The sequence below is a fragment of the Caldalkalibacillus uzonensis genome (genome assembly GCF_030814135.1).
GTDB classification, from domain to species: domain Bacteria; phylum Bacillota; class Bacilli; order Caldalkalibacillales; family Caldalkalibacillaceae; genus Caldalkalibacillus; species Caldalkalibacillus uzonensis.
This window is the reverse complement of the sequence record NZ_JAUSUQ010000010.1, coordinates 50905-67215: the sequence shown is the minus strand read 5'-3', so window position 1 is coordinate 67215 and position 16311 is coordinate 50905. Positions and strand designations below refer to the sequence as shown.

The 16311-nt window shown below is 48.7% G+C and carries 16 protein-coding genes; 2 read left to right on the top strand and 14 right to left on the bottom strand.

Going from position 1 to position 16311, the window contains the following annotated elements; all coding sequences use genetic code 11:
- Positions 1–14: 14 nt before the first annotated feature.
- The 8 genes from J2S00_RS13440 to J2S00_RS13405 all read right to left on the bottom strand — a co-directional run bounded on the left by J2S00_RS13440 (position 15) and on the right by J2S00_RS13405 (position 7840).
- On the bottom strand, positions 15–779 hold the full coding sequence (locus J2S00_RS13440; RefSeq protein WP_307340709.1) for an SDR family NAD(P)-dependent oxidoreductase: 765 nt from the start codon (positions 777–779) through the stop codon (positions 15–17).
- A 239-nt stretch (positions 780–1018) separates the two neighbouring features.
- Positions 1019–2461: a sigma-54 interaction domain-containing protein gene (locus J2S00_RS13435; protein ID WP_307340704.1), complete on the bottom strand. Its 1443-nt coding sequence runs from the start codon at positions 2459–2461 to the stop codon at positions 1019–1021.
- A gap of 194 nt (positions 2462–2655) precedes the next feature.
- A complete protein-coding gene (locus J2S00_RS13430) occupies positions 2656–3159 on the bottom strand; it encodes an amidase family protein (RefSeq protein WP_307340701.1) in 504 nt (167 codons plus the stop codon).
- Between the two features lie 31 nt (positions 3160–3190).
- Complete coding sequence (locus J2S00_RS13425; RefSeq protein WP_307340698.1) at positions 3191–4534, bottom strand: nitrilase-related carbon-nitrogen hydrolase; 1344 nt, start codon at positions 4532–4534, stop codon at positions 3191–3193.
- Positions 4535–4547: 13 nt separating this feature from the next.
- Positions 4548–5573 carry a carbon-nitrogen hydrolase family protein gene (locus J2S00_RS13420; protein ID WP_307340695.1) on the bottom strand — a complete coding sequence of 342 codons (1026 nt, stop codon included), beginning with the start codon at positions 5571–5573 and terminating at the stop codon, positions 4548–4550.
- A gap of 118 nt (positions 5574–5691) precedes the next feature.
- On the bottom strand, positions 5692–7074 hold the full coding sequence (locus tag J2S00_RS13415; RefSeq protein WP_307340693.1) for a short-chain fatty acid transporter: 1383 nt from the start codon (positions 7072–7074) through the stop codon (positions 5692–5694).
- 129 nt (positions 7075–7203) lie between these two features.
- Positions 7204–7434, bottom strand: a complete 231-nt coding sequence (locus J2S00_RS13410; RefSeq protein ID WP_307340691.1) for an AMP-binding protein — start codon at positions 7432–7434, stop codon at positions 7204–7206.
- Between the two features lie 106 nt (positions 7435–7540).
- Complete coding sequence (locus J2S00_RS13405; RefSeq protein ID WP_307340689.1) at positions 7541–7840, bottom strand: enoyl-CoA hydratase/isomerase family protein; 300 nt, start codon at positions 7838–7840, stop codon at positions 7541–7543.
- Between the two features lie 139 nt (positions 7841–7979).
- Between J2S00_RS13405 and J2S00_RS13400 the strand changes: the two genes are divergently transcribed.
- On the top strand, positions 7980–8312 hold the full coding sequence (locus J2S00_RS13400) for a hypothetical protein (RefSeq protein ID WP_307340687.1): 333 nt from the start codon (positions 7980–7982) through the stop codon (positions 8310–8312).
- A 225-nt stretch (positions 8313–8537) separates the two neighbouring features.
- Positions 8538–8738, top strand: a complete 201-nt coding sequence (locus tag J2S00_RS13395; protein WP_307340684.1) for a hypothetical protein — start codon at positions 8538–8540, stop codon at positions 8736–8738.
- 386 nt (positions 8739–9124) lie between these two features.
- Here J2S00_RS13395 and J2S00_RS13390 read toward each other — a convergent pair whose 3' ends face one another.
- The 6 genes from J2S00_RS13390 to J2S00_RS13365 all read right to left on the bottom strand — a co-directional run bounded on the left by J2S00_RS13390 (position 9125) and on the right by J2S00_RS13365 (position 16292).
- Positions 9125–10285 carry a phenylacetate--CoA ligase family protein gene (locus tag J2S00_RS13390; protein ID WP_307340681.1) on the bottom strand — a complete coding sequence of 387 codons (1161 nt, stop codon included), beginning with the start codon at positions 10283–10285 and terminating at the stop codon, positions 9125–9127.
- The gene (locus tag J2S00_RS13385; RefSeq protein ID WP_307340680.1) at positions 10285–11076 is read right to left on the bottom strand and encodes an ABC transporter ATP-binding protein; all 792 of its coding nucleotides are present in this window, start codon (positions 11074–11076) and stop codon (positions 10285–10287) included. Before J2S00_RS13385 ends, J2S00_RS13390 begins: the two co-directional genes overlap by 1 nt.
- A 4-nt stretch (positions 11077–11080) precedes the next feature.
- Positions 11081–12328, bottom strand: coding sequence for an ABC transporter substrate-binding protein (locus J2S00_RS13380; protein WP_307340677.1), 1248 nt, complete (start codon positions 12326–12328; stop codon positions 11081–11083).
- Positions 12329–12420: 92 nt separating this feature from the next.
- Positions 12421–13491, bottom strand: a complete 1071-nt coding sequence (locus J2S00_RS13375; RefSeq protein ID WP_307340674.1) for a branched-chain amino acid ABC transporter permease — start codon at positions 13489–13491, stop codon at positions 12421–12423.
- A gap of 3 nt (positions 13492–13494) precedes the next feature.
- Entirely contained in the window at positions 13495–14379 is an 885-nt protein-coding gene (locus J2S00_RS13370) for a branched-chain amino acid ABC transporter permease (protein ID WP_307340671.1), read from the bottom strand.
- Positions 14379–16292: an AMP-binding protein gene (locus J2S00_RS13365; RefSeq protein ID WP_307340935.1), complete on the bottom strand. Its 1914-nt coding sequence runs from the start codon at positions 16290–16292 to the stop codon at positions 14379–14381. Before J2S00_RS13365 ends, J2S00_RS13370 begins: the two co-directional genes overlap by 1 nt.
- Between the last annotated feature and the right edge of the window lie 19 nt (positions 16293–16311).

The following is a 16311-nucleotide window of genomic DNA, read 5'->3' as shown; positions in this document are numbered from 1 at the left end:
AAAACAAACCTGTTTTAACGGGCTGTCCAGCCTCCATCCACATGTAAGATCTGTCCCGTCACATAAGCTGAAGCATCTGAGGCCAGGAACACAACGGGTCCGGCCAAATCGTGGAGTTCACCCACCCGCTTTAACATCGTTTGCTCTACAATCCATTGATAACGTTCCTCATCATCCATCCAGGCGGCTGTCATCGGTGTGCGGATATAAGCAGGAGCAATGGCATTGACGGTAATCCCGTGCGGGGCTAGTTCATCGGCCCAAACTCTGGTCAGTTGGTTGATGCCCCCTTTACTGGCGGCATAGCTGGTTTGAAAGGAGGCACCCACTGATCCAAAAATGGAGGAGATATTGATGATCCGACCCCCTTTCTGCTTGATCATCTGTTGGGCCACAGCCTGCCCTACCAGAAAAATCCCTTTCAAATTAGTGGAGACCACCTTGTCCCAATCCTCTTCCTCTACTTCGACCAGCGGTTTACGGATATTCATGCCGGCATTATTGACCAGAATATCGATGGTGCCATAGTCAGCCACCACCTGATCCACCAGTTCCCTGACACTCTGTCGGCTGGTCACATCGACAGCATAACCTTTAGCTTCAATCCCTTGTTCTGACAAGCGTTGTACTGCTCTTTCCCGGTCCTGTTCACCACGGCTTGCTATGGCAAGCTTGGCCCCATAGTGACCAAGGGCTGCGGCCATCCCGTAACCGATTCCTTTACTCCCCCCTGTGACCAAAGCTATTTTTCCATCTAACTGAAAAGTGGGCAAACTCATGATCATCCTCCCTACCCTGCTTAATTTTTCCCTTTGCTTTTTAGTTAAGCAATTTTCATGCCAACATGAATAATCTGTCTACTCCGCGGCTCATCCGTGTTTGGTCTCATCCAGAAAATAAAAAAGCGATGAAAAAATTCATCACCCCAAACGACCATACCCTGACACAGATCCGGGGTTTTGAGTCATAAATTCATCACTGATTACTTTTTTCATCACTCCCTGTCCCGGATAAAAAGCTATGTTTCAGTTTTGATACCCAGCCGTTTCATTTTTTTAACTAAAGCCGACTGACTGATGCCCAGGGATTGCGCTGTTTTCCGTGTTGTTTTATATTTTTTCAATTTCTGCTGAATAATCTCCTTCTCGTAACTCATCACCATACTCTTTAAACTGCGCTGCTCCTGCCTCCTGTGATCCTGGTTAATGAAAAAGGGCAGGTCATCGATAGAGATCTCATCTTCTTCGGTGGTCACGGCCAACCGCTCAACAATATTTTGGATTTCGCGCACATTTCCGGGCCAAAAATAGGCCTGCAACAGTTGAAGTGCTTGCTTGCTGAGTACCTTATTTAAGCCGTATTTCTTATTCACCCGGTTCAGGAAGAAATAGATCAGCGGCACAATATCACTGCTTCTGTTCCTGATGGGCGGAATGTAGATGGGCACCACGTTGAGACGGTAATACAAATCTTTCCTAAACTGCCCTTCTTTGATCAATTGCTCCAGATCCTTGTTGGTGGCTGAGATGACCCGCACATTGACCTTAATGGTTTGGCTGCCGCCCACCCTGGTAATCTCAAATTCTTGCAAGGCACGCAGTAATTTAACCTGCAGATCGAGGGGCATATCGCCAATCTCATCTAGAAAAAGGGTCCCTCCATCTGCCCGTTCAAACAGGCCGGCTTTGCCCCTGCTGTCTGCCCCGGTAAAGGCCCCCCGTTCGTAACCAAACAGCTCCGATTCCAACAGATTTTTGGGAATGGCCCCGCAATTAACCTTGATAAAAGGCTGATCGGCTCTGTTGCTGGTATAATGGATCACCTGGGCAATCACTTCCTTGCCCACGCCTGATTCACCTAAAATAAGCACACTGGAGTCCACCGTAGCCACCTTCTGGGCTAGGGCGATCACCTCCTGCATCACCTTGCTGTGGGCCACCACCCCCAACTGTTCCAACACACTTTCTTGCTGTTGATGACGCTGCTGGTGGAGCTCCCGGCGGTATTTCTCATTCAAGGCTTTGCTTTTCTCCAGTTCTTCTTTCAGGCGGTTTAACTCGGTCAGATCACGGATATTGGTGATCACATTGATAATGTTCCCTTCTTCATCAAAAACGGGACTGCCTGTGGCCAGAACTTCTTTCCCGCCGGCCCGCTGCATAATGGTAACCGGCTGTTTCGTTTCCAACACTTTCATGGTGACCGATTCGGAGACGAGTCCCTCTTTAACAACATCTTTCATATTTTTCCCAAGTAATTGTTCTGCTCTAATGCCTGTGATACGGGTATAGGCATCATTCACTTTAAGACCGTTTCCTTCACTATCCGAAATATAAATACCGTCATAGCTGGAATTGATGATTAATTCTAATTGTTTATTTAACTGATCAGCATGTTTAAGAGCCTGGTTAAGTTCCTCACGATCAGATTGGTCAGATCTAAGTAGTTGGTGATTACTCACACGGTACACCTCCCCACTTTAATATAGGATGATTTCAGGGGGCGTGATAATTCAAGTTGAAGAGCTAAAACGAACTTGACGAGTCCTCAATCATTTCAAAGCGTACCTGAAGAAGTAAGCAAACACAACTATGGACTAGTGAGAGAGTCCCATAAGAAGGGCAAGATCTCTATTTCTGGATTAGAGTAATCCGTTCAGTTTAGCTGTGGCCGTTCTGTATGCCATGTAGTAGCCTGTTGATAGGCATTACCTAGAGCCAACAAACTCTCCTCGCCCAGTGCACGGGCCACCATTTGCATGCCCAGGGGTAAGCCTCTATCTGGTGTAAAACCAATGGGAACACTTAGACTTGGTACCCCGGCATTGGTAAAGGGCAGATTAAATATAGGTGAACCGGTGAAAGAGAGTCCCTCAGGGGCCGGCGTGGGCGCAGTGGGCGTTAACCACGCATCAACCTCTTGCAACAAGCCGTTTAACTCCTCCCTATATTCCGCTCGGATCCGCTGCGCCCGCAAGTAATCGACGGCAGAGGTCTTCAAGCCTGCTTCAATCCACTCACTCATTTGGGGATGATATAACTCGGCCTTCTTGCGAAAAGCATCCTGATGATAGGCAGCCGCTTCGGCACACATGACCAGCTTATGGGCGGCTATCGCCGATTCAAAAGAGGAAGGTAGCTTAACTGAGACCAATTTCACTCCAGATCTTTAAGCACATTGATCGCTTGCTCTACAGCACGGGCCACATTCTCCTCGATGTCCTCAAAGAAAAAGCTCTCCGGTATGCCAACCACCATGCCTTTGATACTTTGCTAATACGACCATAGGTGGCTTTCAAAGTGGTTAAACCATTATACGCCGCTGGACGTAAGAGGGAACCGGCTGTCTGGGTCCCCAAGGTGAACAAAGCCATTGAGGCAGCCAGGGCCGCCGCCGAACCGGAGCTGGATCCCCCTGGGGTGTGGGCCGTATTCCACAGATTGCGCGTCTTTGGAGCCCCTCCGAAAAAGGCATATTCTGTTGTTGTCGTCTTACCTAACAAGACGGCACCGGCCTGCTTTAATCTAGAAACCACTGTGGCATCAAAAGCGTGTGGCTCACTCGCTTCCCCCCCTTGCCGTGGCATAAACAACGGTTCAGTCTCTCGGTTTAGCTCTGTTTGGCGTACAATCTGTACCTCTTCCAGCAATGGCCCGGTGTTGTAGCGTTGATAGAGTTGAGGCCGGTAGTCTGCCAAAAAGTTGAGAATGCTTCTGGTCTCTTCTACTTGGCTAAAGTCCACTTCAACCCTGAGCGCTTGCCAAGGCCCATCATTCAACGGGGGCACCACTTCTTCTCCTCTGGGGTTAAAAGCGCAGGACAGACCAAAATAGTGATTCCTGTGTTCCTGACCCTCTTGATCTAGGAAAATCTCAGTGCCACCCTTATTCACCCCGATCAGAAACAGGCCATTCTCCCGGGCCCGGGCCGCACAATCCTGAAGCCACATACCCGCCCGGTCAGCGCCGGAGGAGGCGGTCGGAATCACAATTAACTCCGCTCCTTGAACAGCGAGAGCTCGAGCTGCTTCCGGGAAAGAGCGGTCAAAACAGATCAAAATACCCACTTTACGTTCGCCGATGGTGAAGACAGGCAATTCATCCCCTGCAGAGAAGTAGTATTTTTCGTCGGTGGTCAAAGAGGGTAATGCTAGTTTGGCAATATGCGTCTTCCTGTATTTGCCCACCAAGTGCCCTTCCGGGGAAACGACAAGGGCCGTATTGTAATAACGGACACCCTCTGCTTCAGTGGCCTGTTCAAAAATGGTGCCGATCAACGTGGTTTGATAATGGCGGGCTTTCTCAGCCAGCCACTGGAAAGTAGGACCTTGGAGCTGTTCAGCCGCCTCAAAGTAACTATCGTCATAAACCGTACATTGATAAGGGACCGTCATCAGTTCCGGCAGCACGACCAGATCGGCCCGGCCACGATTCAACTCTTGTTCAAGATGCTGATTGAGCTCAGCGATTCGTTCGGCATAGCTTTTGCCCCATTGATTGGGACCGCTTTGTAAACCAAGGACCGTAAACGTCATCATCCGCCCTCCTCTACTCTTCTTCTCCCTCTTCATTTTCCTGGTTAATCGGACCTGTACCATAAGGTAAGATTTTATCCGGACGGGGCGAGGTAAACTGTCCGCCATTGAGGGCCACATCGGGCTCTTCCCTCAGGCGAAGATTGACCATGTCCCAGCGGCTATCTTTACCGGTTGTATCCACCGCCGCCTTACGGACCAAAATTTTGCGCAAATCGATTTCCCCGTAAACAATGGTTTCTTGGCCATAGACCGGTTCAGTTACGTATTCCCCATCTGGTGCAATAATACAGCTGCCACCGAAATAGGACCAACTAGCATTTTGAATATGTTGGGGAATCTGTTCTTCTGGTACATACATGGATGAACAGACGACAAAAACTTGCCCTTCCAAAGCATAGGCCCTGGAAGCGATATCGACCACGTGACGGTTGCTGCGTCCCCCTTGGGCCTTGAAATCGGGCCAGCCCGGCCAGGAGGCATAGTGAACCTGCTCACCTTTACTGAACATCGTATATTTCAATAAGGGTTGCAAATGCTCATAGCAGATCAGCCCACCCAGACGGCCGATTTCGGTCTGAAAGACATTCATTGTACTTCCATCGCCCATGGTATGGAACAGCTTCTCCCGGTTGGTGGGGAAAATTTTGCGGTGAATACCGATAATTTCACCAGCGGGTGAGAGGAAAAGAATGGTATTGAACAGACGCCCGGGATACAATCCGCTTTGTTCATTCACCCCAATGGCCACATAGGCATTGGCCTTTTTGGCTGCTTTGGCCAGCTGTTCCACCTCAGGGCCCGGTATCTCAATGGAAGATTCCACAAAATCGGCAAACAGATTGGGCCACTCGGTGGGAATTTGCAGGTCGATGGACCAGTTGGGATAAGCGGAGACAAAGCATTCAGGGAAACAGATCAGCCGGGCCTTCTGTTGAGCCGCCTCTTCAATCAAGGCGACGGCTTTATCAATAGTCGCTTGTTTGTCCATGATGGTAGGAGAAGCCTGAACGGCTGCAGCTATATATTTTGTTTCCATTTTCATACTCCTTTCTCTCATTTGATTAGAATAATATGAGAAACCTGCTGCCGTAGAACAACAGGTTTCCCATTTAAATAATGAAACGAGTTTATTAAATGATGAAGCCATGTGCACATTAACCAAAGATCAGGAAACCGATGATCATAATCAGACCGGTCCATAGCAAGGTGACGGTGGTAAAGCCCATGATATCCCGGATTCTGAGCCCGGCAATGGCCAATAGCGGCACAGCCCAGAAGGGTTGAATCATGTTGGTCCAGGCATCACCCCAGGCCACACCCAAAACAATTTTCCAGGGTTCCACACCTAACTCCAGGGCGGCCGGCAAGAAGATAGGCGCTTGAACAGCCCATTGTCCCCCACCGGAGGGAATAAACATATTGACCAGACCACCAGCCAAGAAGGTAAACAAGGGTAAGGTTTTGGCGGTGGAAATGCTGACAAATAGCTCGGAAAGCCAGGCAGCCAGACCGGAAGCGGTCATCATGCCCATGATCCCGGCATAGAAAGGATATTGCAGAGCCAGCTGACCCACACTGCCTGAAGCTTGTACCATTCCTTTCCCCAAGGCACGCACATTGCTAAAGCAGAGTAAGACAAAGGTGATAAAGATCAGGTTAACCGTATTTAAGTCAAGACTGCCACCTTTAATAAAGAAGTGATAACCCAGATAAATCAAACCTAAAAGTCCGGCCAGGGTGGTAATAGCCCGGCTGTTATCCAATCGGTCGTTTACAAATTTTCCAGGTTCTTCTGTCGATTCATCTGTTACTTTATCCTCTAACAATTTTGGATCGATGATAAAACGGTCTTCCATCCGTTTGGGATGGAGCAATTTCATCACAAAGGGCAGAGTTAAGCTGATAGTGATAATAAGGAACAGATTTAGAGTTGACAACAGCGTTTCAGATGTAGGAATGATACCCACTATATCCTGAAAGGCGTGACCTTCTGTAGCCACGAATAAGGCGGAGGATGAAGAGAGACCTCCATGCCAAATGACATATCCAGAGTAAGCGGCGGCCACAAGAACACGATAGTCCACGTCTTTCACTTTTTGGCCCACCATTTTGGCCATAATACCGCCTACCACCAGTCCAAAAGCCCAACTGATTAAGGAAGCGCCTAAGGCTGTAAAAGTGACAAGAACAATAGCTTGTCCAGGTGTTTTACATATCCCGGCAATTTTTTGCAACAGACGGTTAACCGGAGGGGTTATGGCTAGTGCATAACTCATGACGAAGGTGGTGATCACTTGCCCAGTAAAGGTGATTAGTTCCCAAAAGCCATCTCCCCAGTAGGTCATCATCTCAAAAGGAGTCTTTTTATTGATAAAAATACCACCCAAAAAGACCACTGCCGTTAAGAGAACAGCGAAGACAAAAGCATCAGGCAACCATTTTTCGGCAATTCTGGCAAAAAAGCCCCCCAGTTTGGCAATGGGATTGTCATCACCGTTGATTCGGGGTGTCTGTGGTTGTTGTTGTTCTGGCTTCATATCATCACCTCTAGTATTATCATTGATATTAGGAATAGTGGTTCTTGAGTAGAACAGTGTTCAGATCTCGGAGATAGGGAATGGTACGACGTTGCTCCACTACTTGCCTGAGGTTAATTTCTGTGACAATCACCTCATTCTCACGGCCACTTCAAGCTCGATACACTCCTGGCGATTGGCAGAGAGAATGGCCACCCGGTTTTCTTTTTGTAAACCTCGGCTTTGAAACACTGTCGCCAGTCTGTGCACTCGGCGCTCTATCTCTCCATAAGTCAATCTCTTTTCTCCCTCAACAACACATTCCCGATCCCGGAAATGACGGAACGATTTAAGAAACATAGCTGCAATGGTCATATTCATTCTGCTTCACCTCCGGATAAACTTACGTAAACCCTGCTGCGCTTCCACCGTCTCAAACAGCTTAGCTACAGCTAATGCTTCAGCCTCTTTAGCCGACGCTTCTTCTTTAATCTTCGGGCATGCCCAGTATGGTTTTATCGGAAGCAATGCGCCAGTTGCAGGTAAGAAGCGAAAGCGCTTCCATAAGTGTAGTTGCTGACCTCTTTTTTATATCGGCCCCCACCGAAAAGGCATCATCACTTGCCTCAATAACCACAACACCAATCTCATGGCTCTGTTCAATATAATCAAGGTCCTGATTGAACTCAGCCATCAGTTCACGGTTGAGGGCATTCTTTTTTTCAGTTCGGTTTAAACCTAGATAAACTACTTTGTCCGTCACTTGGGAGAGTTTGACAAGATTCATTGCTTCCCCTCTTTTCTGACATATCTACCAAGGTAGATTATTCTTAAAATTTATAGGATAAAAAATCTTATCCATCACAGGAATAATGGGACAACCCGTAAGTTAAAATGTAGGTTTAAAATAACATCAAAGATCTATTTTGTCAATGCTGACATTAAACGATGATATCCGCCAAGAGTTATCCGCCATCAGCCGGGCCACGCTGGCCTGCCGGATTGCCAAGTGGCGTTCACCCAAGCCTAAGCAGAAAACATTTAACGGTTCCAAATTTGACCAGGCCAAAACACCGTTTGACCGGCTGATGGAGAAAGGGGTGATTCCTGCGGACAAAAAAGAGGCGCTGCTGCAAAAAAGCAAGCCCTTAATCCGCCAGAGATTCCCATTGTCCTTTCTCGCCCTGTTCATTGTCATACTGCTGATGGTTCTTTATCAAGAAAAAATTAAGAAACAACCGCTTCAATTAACCAAATAATTTAGATCAACTAGATCAACACTTTTTTCATTGCAATTCGGTTAAATATAAGGTATGATATTACTCACAAAATTATATTTAAATTCTGAATTTATAACAGCTTGGAACAGAGTCAAGTTAAAAGATCAGTATCATAAAGAATAATGATCAGCATAAACTAAAACAATCCTTTACCACAAAGTATGGCTGCTGCACACATACAGTATCATAAAGGAGGTGTGAGCCTTGACCCACTCAGGAAGCGACTTGGCCAGGCGAGTGACCTTACCTGAAGGACTTGTGGCAGAAGTTTATGCCTTTTCCGACTACATTTCCTGTATTAATGTCTACAAACAGGGCGTTTGTATCAAAATTTTTTGTTCTGACCGTTCATCTATCGAAGAATGGCTGGAAGAACCGGGTATGATTATGTCGATGGTAAAATAAGCAAAAAACGAGACTTGCGTCCTAGCGCAGTCTCGTTTTTTGGTGTGTTTCAGTGTTTTGTATTATTTTACAATTTCATCCTTTACGCTTCAGGCAATAAAATCACTTTGCCCGTATGCTGGCGTTCTTCAATCAGCTTTTGGGCTTCTGCCGCTTCTTTTGAGTTTCTCTATCTATATGCCAACACTTCCGGACCGCCGTGTTTAGTAACAAAAACCGCTTTCATTTTTCCGTTTATTTTTTCAACTCCTTTTTTTCTAACGTCCTCTTCTAATCGTATATACTTCGCCTGTAATGTAGAGGAAATATCTATTCATACTTATCTTGCAACTTCCTTTTTTCCAGTTCCTCCTTGTGCGGCAGCAGATGAATTTTACCCAACCCCTCTAAGTCCTATGATCGACAAATGGTTTTTCTACCCTGAAGAGTGTCCCTCTCGCTGTGACAATCAGCCTAGGCTTGACTCGTATCACTTCCTGTACAGAACGTGTCCAACCTGATAACTGTTCATCTGACGGGAGGGGAGAATCGCTTTTCAATTCCACTTTAATTGTCAGTTGATCCTGACCATGCTCGTGGGTAATGACCGCTTGATAATACTCGACATCAGGCAGCAGCTCCATTGCCTCTTTTAACTGATGGGCGTGGACAAACATACCTTTGACCTTGTAACTGTCACCAACCCGGCCCAGGACACCGGCGATCCGCTGGCCCCGTTCCACCCAGCGGGAGAGGTCTCCTGTTCCGAAACGAACCAAGGGATAGACTTGTGAGGCACGGCTGATAACGAGCTCCCCAGTCATGTGCCCATCCAGTTCATGACCGCTTCCAGGATCGCAGATTTGGACGTAAACATCATCCACCAAGGTAAAGCCCTTTTCACTTGGCAGACGGTAAGCCACACAGCCCAGATCGGCGGTGCCATAGGCATCAATATAGACAATCCCCCGCTCCTGGAAAAAGCGGTCCATCTCCTCTGTCACTTTTTCCGCGGTAAAAATGGCTTTGTTAAGGGCCAGCTCCCGGCCGGGGGAGAGCCCTTTCTCTTCCGCCGTGCGCAACAGATGCAACAAAAAGCCGGGAGTGCCAACATAGGTGGTCACCTGCAAGTCACGCATGATATCCACCTGCAGCGCTGTGTTCCCCGTTCCGGCCGGCACCACTTTGGCACCGGCAGCCCGGGCGGCCGTATCAAACATAAAGCCGGCTGGCGACAGATGATAGCTAAACGTATTCTGTACAATATCTCCTTCTCCCACCTCTATTTTTCTTAACAGGGGGGCAAAGTGCCAGTAATCTTTTGCTGTTCCCTGCGGATCATAAATGGGGCCGGGAGAGACAAAAATGCGGGCCACTTGCACCTCATCAGCCAGACCGGCAAAGGGAGGATGTTCTTTTTGCAAGCGGGGCAAGTCGCTTTTCTTCAGGATGGGCAAGCGTTTGAACTCCTCTTCTGTTTCAATTCCGGACAAATCAATACCCTGACTGCTGTAGTATCTTTGCCAACCTGGATGCTTCCTCACTTGCTCCAAGATATGACGCCACATCAGGACAGCCACCTCTTTCGACGTTTGTAATGCTTCACATGCCGATAACTTTTCTTTCCTTGATCACTCATGCCTAGATAAAACTCGCGCACATCCTCATTCGCTTTCAACTGTTCCACTGCGCCTTCAAACACAATGCGCCCGTTTTCCATAATATAACCATAGTCGGCAATAGAGAGGGCCACGTTAGCATTTTGCTCCACAATAAGAAACGTCGTTCCTTCTTCCTCGTTAATGCGTTTAATAATGGAGAAAATCTCTTTCACCAGCAAGGGGGCCAAACCAAGGGAGGGCTCATCCAGCAATATGAGGCGAGGTTTGGCCATCATGGCCCGGCCAATGGCCAACATTTGCTGTTCACCTCCGCTTAAATAACCGGCCACCCGCAATTTGAGCATCTTCAACTTGGGAAAATAGCTGTACACCAGTTCAATATCTTGCTTAATATTGCCGCGGTCTTGGCGAGTATAAGCCCCAGCCAGCAAATTTTCCTCCACCGTCAAATGTTCAAACACACGCCGCCCCTCCATCACCTGGAAGATGCCCCGTCTAACAATTTCTTCCGCATCCAGACCTGAAATCGTTTCCCCGTCAAAAATGATGGAGCCATCGGTCACTTCACCATTTTCACTTTTCAACAAACCGGAGATTGCTTTTAAAGTGGTCGACTTTCCAGCTCCGTTACTGCCCAGGAGCGTGACGATTTTACCCTGTTGAACATCAAGCGACATCCCTTTTAAAACAAGGATCACTTTATCATACATCACTTCCACATTATTCAGATTTAACATGGCTTTACTCCTCATAGCTGATGTAATCAGTTATGATTTCCCACTGGCCGTCCTTCACCTGGGCCAGACGGACAGCTGTGGTGCCCCGGTGATTATCTTCAGTAAAAGTGACAGGAGCCCCCAAGCCACCGGTGTCAAACTCGTTCAACTGCTCCAGACCGCGGCGCAAGCCTTCGCCAGTCAATTCATCAGCTAAACGCGCCCCTTCCAACATCACTTTAGCACTGTGCCAGCCTTGGACAAACTTCTGATTAATATCATCCAGCGATTTTCCTTTGTTTTCTAAATACTCTTCAATTTCAGCCAATCCGGGAACTTGATCCAGGCCTTCAAAGGGGAAGGCGTGAGGAATCACACCGATAAACCCTTCTGCCGCATCCCCGGCCAGTGGAATAACGCCTTCACCAGCAGCCCAGTTGAGGCCAAGAAACTGGGTTTCAATCCCCAGGCGCTGAGCATCTTTCAAGATTGTGGCTGTCGCCCCCCAGGTTTGCTGAATGAGAGCAAAATCCGGTTCTTTGGAGCGCATGTTCAGCAATTGGGATGAAGCATCCAAGGCGGTAATGTCCACCACCTGCTCATCGACCACTTCCACCCCCAGTGATTCGGCATACGCTTTGGCATCGGCCACCGGGGAACGGCCAAACGGTGTATCGTTATACAACAAGGCCATGCGCGGTGGCCGGTCTTCAGTCCAGTTTTCCACAAACCAGTGAATGGCCGTTCGGGCCTGGTCAGAATAGGTGGCCGCTGACAGGAAGTTATAGGGATGTTCTTCCACATTGGTCAAGTTTTCCGAATATGAACCGGAAATGTACGGAATTTTATCCTCAGCAATCAGTTCTTTCATCGCTTCCGTATCACCTGTCCCCCACCCCAGGATGCCGATCACCTTATCTTGTTGGGTGAGGCGCCGATAAGCTTCCAAAGCCTGGGAGACATCATAGGCATAGTCTATATCAAACAGTTTCACTTCCTTGCCATCCAGGCCTCCCTGTTCGTTCACATACTCAAAGTATGCTTTGGCTCCCTGGGCATAAGGTTCACCCACGTCTCCGGTGCCTCCGGTAATATCAAAGATCCCCCCGATGCGGATCACTTCCCCACTGTCATCACCGCTGCTGCCGCCACCATTGCCTGTGCCTCCTGAGGTCTCCTGACCGCAAGCTGCCAAAAGCAATACGGCAGCAAGTACCATCATGCCCATGGTCCACCAATGCTTAAAACCTTTTTTCTTCATGTTTTGATTCATGCACAATTTCCCCCTTATATATGGTAAGTGTTAATAATAACCAAGTTGAATGAATCCAGTGGGCTCAGTTGATCGGCCCCTGGCACCTGCATCTACTTTTTAGAATAAGAGAAGGGCCACAGTTTAAAGTAATCTTTGATATTGCGCCAAATTTTATTTAAGCCCTCAGGCTCATAAATCAAAAAGAGGATAATAATCAAACCGAAGACCAGTTCGCGGATGCCGGCATAATGGTCGGCCAAACCCGGTACCCAAGGTGAGAGAAAGGCAATCCCTTCACGCAGTACCACCGGCAGCAAGGTGATAAACACGGCACCGAAAATGGAGCCAATCACACTGCCCAGTCCGCCGATGAGGATCATGGCCAGATAGGCAATAGAGACACCAATGTCATAATGTTCCGGTCCGATCACGCGGGAGTAGTGGGCCATGAGTGCACCGGCAATACCGATGAAGAATGAACTGATGGCAAAGGCGTAAATTTTGTAACGGAACAGATTGATGCCCATCACTTCGGCGGCCAAGTCGCGGTCCCGGATGGCCACAAAAGCCCGGCCGACCCGGGTCCGGAACAGATTCATGGTAAACACCGCCGTGCCGGTCAGTACCGCCAAAACCAAATAGTAGTAGCTGATTTCGGAAGAGAAAGTAAAGCCGAACAATTCCGGACGCTGGACAATCAAACCAGCTGTGCCGTTGGTCAAACTTTCCCAGTTGACGATCAAGAACAGGATAATCACCTGGGCGGCCAGGGTGGCCATGGCCAGATACAGTCCCTTCAGCCTGAGCGAGGGGATGCCGAAGATGGCCCCGACCGCTGCCGTAATCAGTCCGGCCAAAGGAACGGCAATCCAGAAGGACAAGCCCACTTTGGTGGTTAAGAGTGCCGTAGCATAGCCGCCCACACCCAGAAAAGCGCCCACCCCGATGGAGATTAACCCCGTATAACCCGTTAATATGTTCAGGCCAATGGCGCCAATGGCGGCCATAGCCGCCAAGGTGGCCAAACTGATGTAATAGTTGCTGGCCAAGAGGGGATACAGGATGAAGAAGGCCATCACCAACAGCACCCGCCGACGCACCCGTACATTTTTATACAAGGCCATATCCTGCTTGTAACTGACTTTAAATTCACCGCATTCCAGGGCAAAAGGATTTCTCATGCGCTACACCCTCTCGATCTCTTTCTTGCCGAACAAGCCGTACGGTTTGAACATCAACACCAGCACGAGAATAAAGAAGGGAACCACTTCTTTGACACCGCCGCCCACCAGCGGATCGATGTAACCGCCGGCTAAACTTTCGATCATGCCGATCATGAAGCCGGCTATAATGGCCCCCGGGATACTGTCCAGTCCCCCCAGGAGGGCCACAGGCAGCACCTTCAAACCGATGATGGCCAGTGAGGCGTTCACCCCGTTAATATTGCCCAACAGAAATCCTCCGACGGCAGCCACCACTGCGGCAATAGCCCAGGTGACCGCAAACACTTTTTTAACGCTGATACCCATGGATAAGGCGGCCTGCTGATCATCGGCTGTGGTCCGCATGGCAATGCCCATTTTGGAATATTTGAAAAACAGACTGAAAATAATCAACAGAATGACAATCACCACAAGAGCCCAGATATAAATGGGCGAAATGACCACTGCTCCCAGGTTAACTGCATTGGTACTAAACAGGGGCGGAAAGACACGCAATTGAGTCCCCCAGATAATGTGCACAATCCCGGCCAACAAACTGGATAAGCCGATGGTGGCCATAATCATGGAGATGACCGGCTCTCCGATAAAGGGCCGCAAGACTAAGCGCTCAATCACAAAACCGAGCACAGCACTAAAGATTAAAGTTATGATTAAAGCGGGAATCAACGGAATTTGATAGGTGGCGATCAGGGTTAAACTGACGTATGCCCCAACCAGCAAGAACTCCCCTTGGGCAAAGTTAATGGCATCCGACGATTTGTAAATCAGGACAAAGCCCAGCGCCACCAGCGCATAAATCCCTCCCACTACAAAACCGCTGACCAGTATTTGCAGAAAAAAGTCCATCAGGCCACCTCCTCGTCTCTCTGGCTGGTTTGCACTATTCTCAACTGGGTCTCGATGGTTACCTCCTTGCCGTCCTGGTACCGAATGGTGCCCTTCACATCGATGGCTGCTTGCTCAGAGTAAAGTCCCTCAATCACGTCTCTATACTTGTCGGTGACGAACTGACGTCTGATCTTGCGTGTCCGGGTCAGCTCCTCATCATCGGCATCCAGCTCTTTATACAGCAGCACAAAGCGCTCCACACGGGCTGTTTGAGGCAAGTCCTGATTGATCCGCTTCACTTCTGTGCAGATGAGCTCCAGCACCTCAGGTTTTTGGGACAAATCGGTATATGTGGTGTAGGCGATCTGGTTATTTTCCGCCCACTGCCCCACATTTTCCATATCAATGTTGAGGATGGCAGCGACAAACGACCGGTCAGTGCCCACCGCCATGGCCTCTTTAATGTAGGGACTGAACTTCAACTTGTTCTCAATGAATTGGGGGCTGTACATATCACCGTTTTCCAGACGAATGACATCTTTCAGGCGGTCAATGACAATCAAATGGCCGTCATCATCCAGCTCCCCTGCATCCCCTGTATGCAACCAGCCATCCGTCACCGTTTCCCGCGTGGACTGTTCATTTTTGTAATAGCCTTTAAACACACTGGGACTCTTGATTAAAATTTCACCTTTTTCAGAAATCTTAATTTCCGTTCCAGGAATAGGCACCCCCACTGTTTCGTACTTGATGTCTCCATCCTGATGGACAATGGCAATGCCAGCCACCTCTGTCTGACCGTAGATCTGTTTCAAATTGACCCCAATGGCATGGAAGAAACGGGTCACATCCGGCCCCAGCGCTGCCCCTCCCGTGTAGGCCCGCTTCAGGCGCAACAGGCCAAGATGGTCGCGTATGGCACTGAACACAAGCCAGTCCCAAAACAGATAACTGAGATTAAGCCCCAGACCAACAGGCTTTTTGTTGATCAATGCATCGGCCCGTTTGTAACCGGTTCTAATGGCCAGATCGTATAACTTCCGTTTCAACCACCCTGCATCCTGTATCCGCACCTGCACCTTGGAGACCATGTCCTCCCAGATACGCGGTGGCGAAAACATGGCATGCGGCCCGATCTCCCGCAGGTTCTCCTGTACGGTGGTTGTCTCTTCTGGAAAATTGACTGTAAAACCGATGTGTAAGGCAGAGGAAAGACTCATCATCTGCTCCCCGATCCAGGCCAGGGGCAAAAAGGAGAGAAACTCATCCCCTGGCTCCATGGGATCCAACTGCATCAAGCTTTCCCCCATGTTGATCAGATTATGATGGGACAGCATGGCTGCTTTAGGGTTAGCGGTGGTCCCTGATGTGTAGCAAAAAATGGCGATATCATCGCTTCGGCCTTTGGCCACTTCCTCCTCATAGACCAAAGCATCGGCTCGCTGCCGGTATTGTTCCCCCAGGGACTGCACGTCCTGAACACTGAGTAAGCGCTCATTCTGATACACCAAACCCTTGGGATCGTAATAAATGATATATTCAACCTCAGGAATCTCAGCTTTGATCTCCAGCAATTTGTCCACTTGTTCCTGATCTTCGGCAATCACGATGTTCACTTCACTGTGATTAAGGAAATAGACCAGCTCCTTAGGCAGTGAATCCTGATAAATGCCGACCGAAATGCCCCCCAGACTTTGGGCAGCCAAAGCGCCAAACAGCCATTCAGGACGGTTATCCCCGATAAGAGCCAGACGGTCTCCCCGTTTAAAGCCTAAGTGTAACAAACCATAAGAAAACGCTTTCACATTCTGGTAATAATCGGACCAGGTGAACTCTTGCCAAATCCCAAATTCTTTTTCCCTTAAGGCAACAGCCTCACCCATTGTTTCTGCTTTCTGCTTGAGCAGCTTAGGCAAGGTCACTTCTGTCATGCTGTGTTCAGCCCCTCCT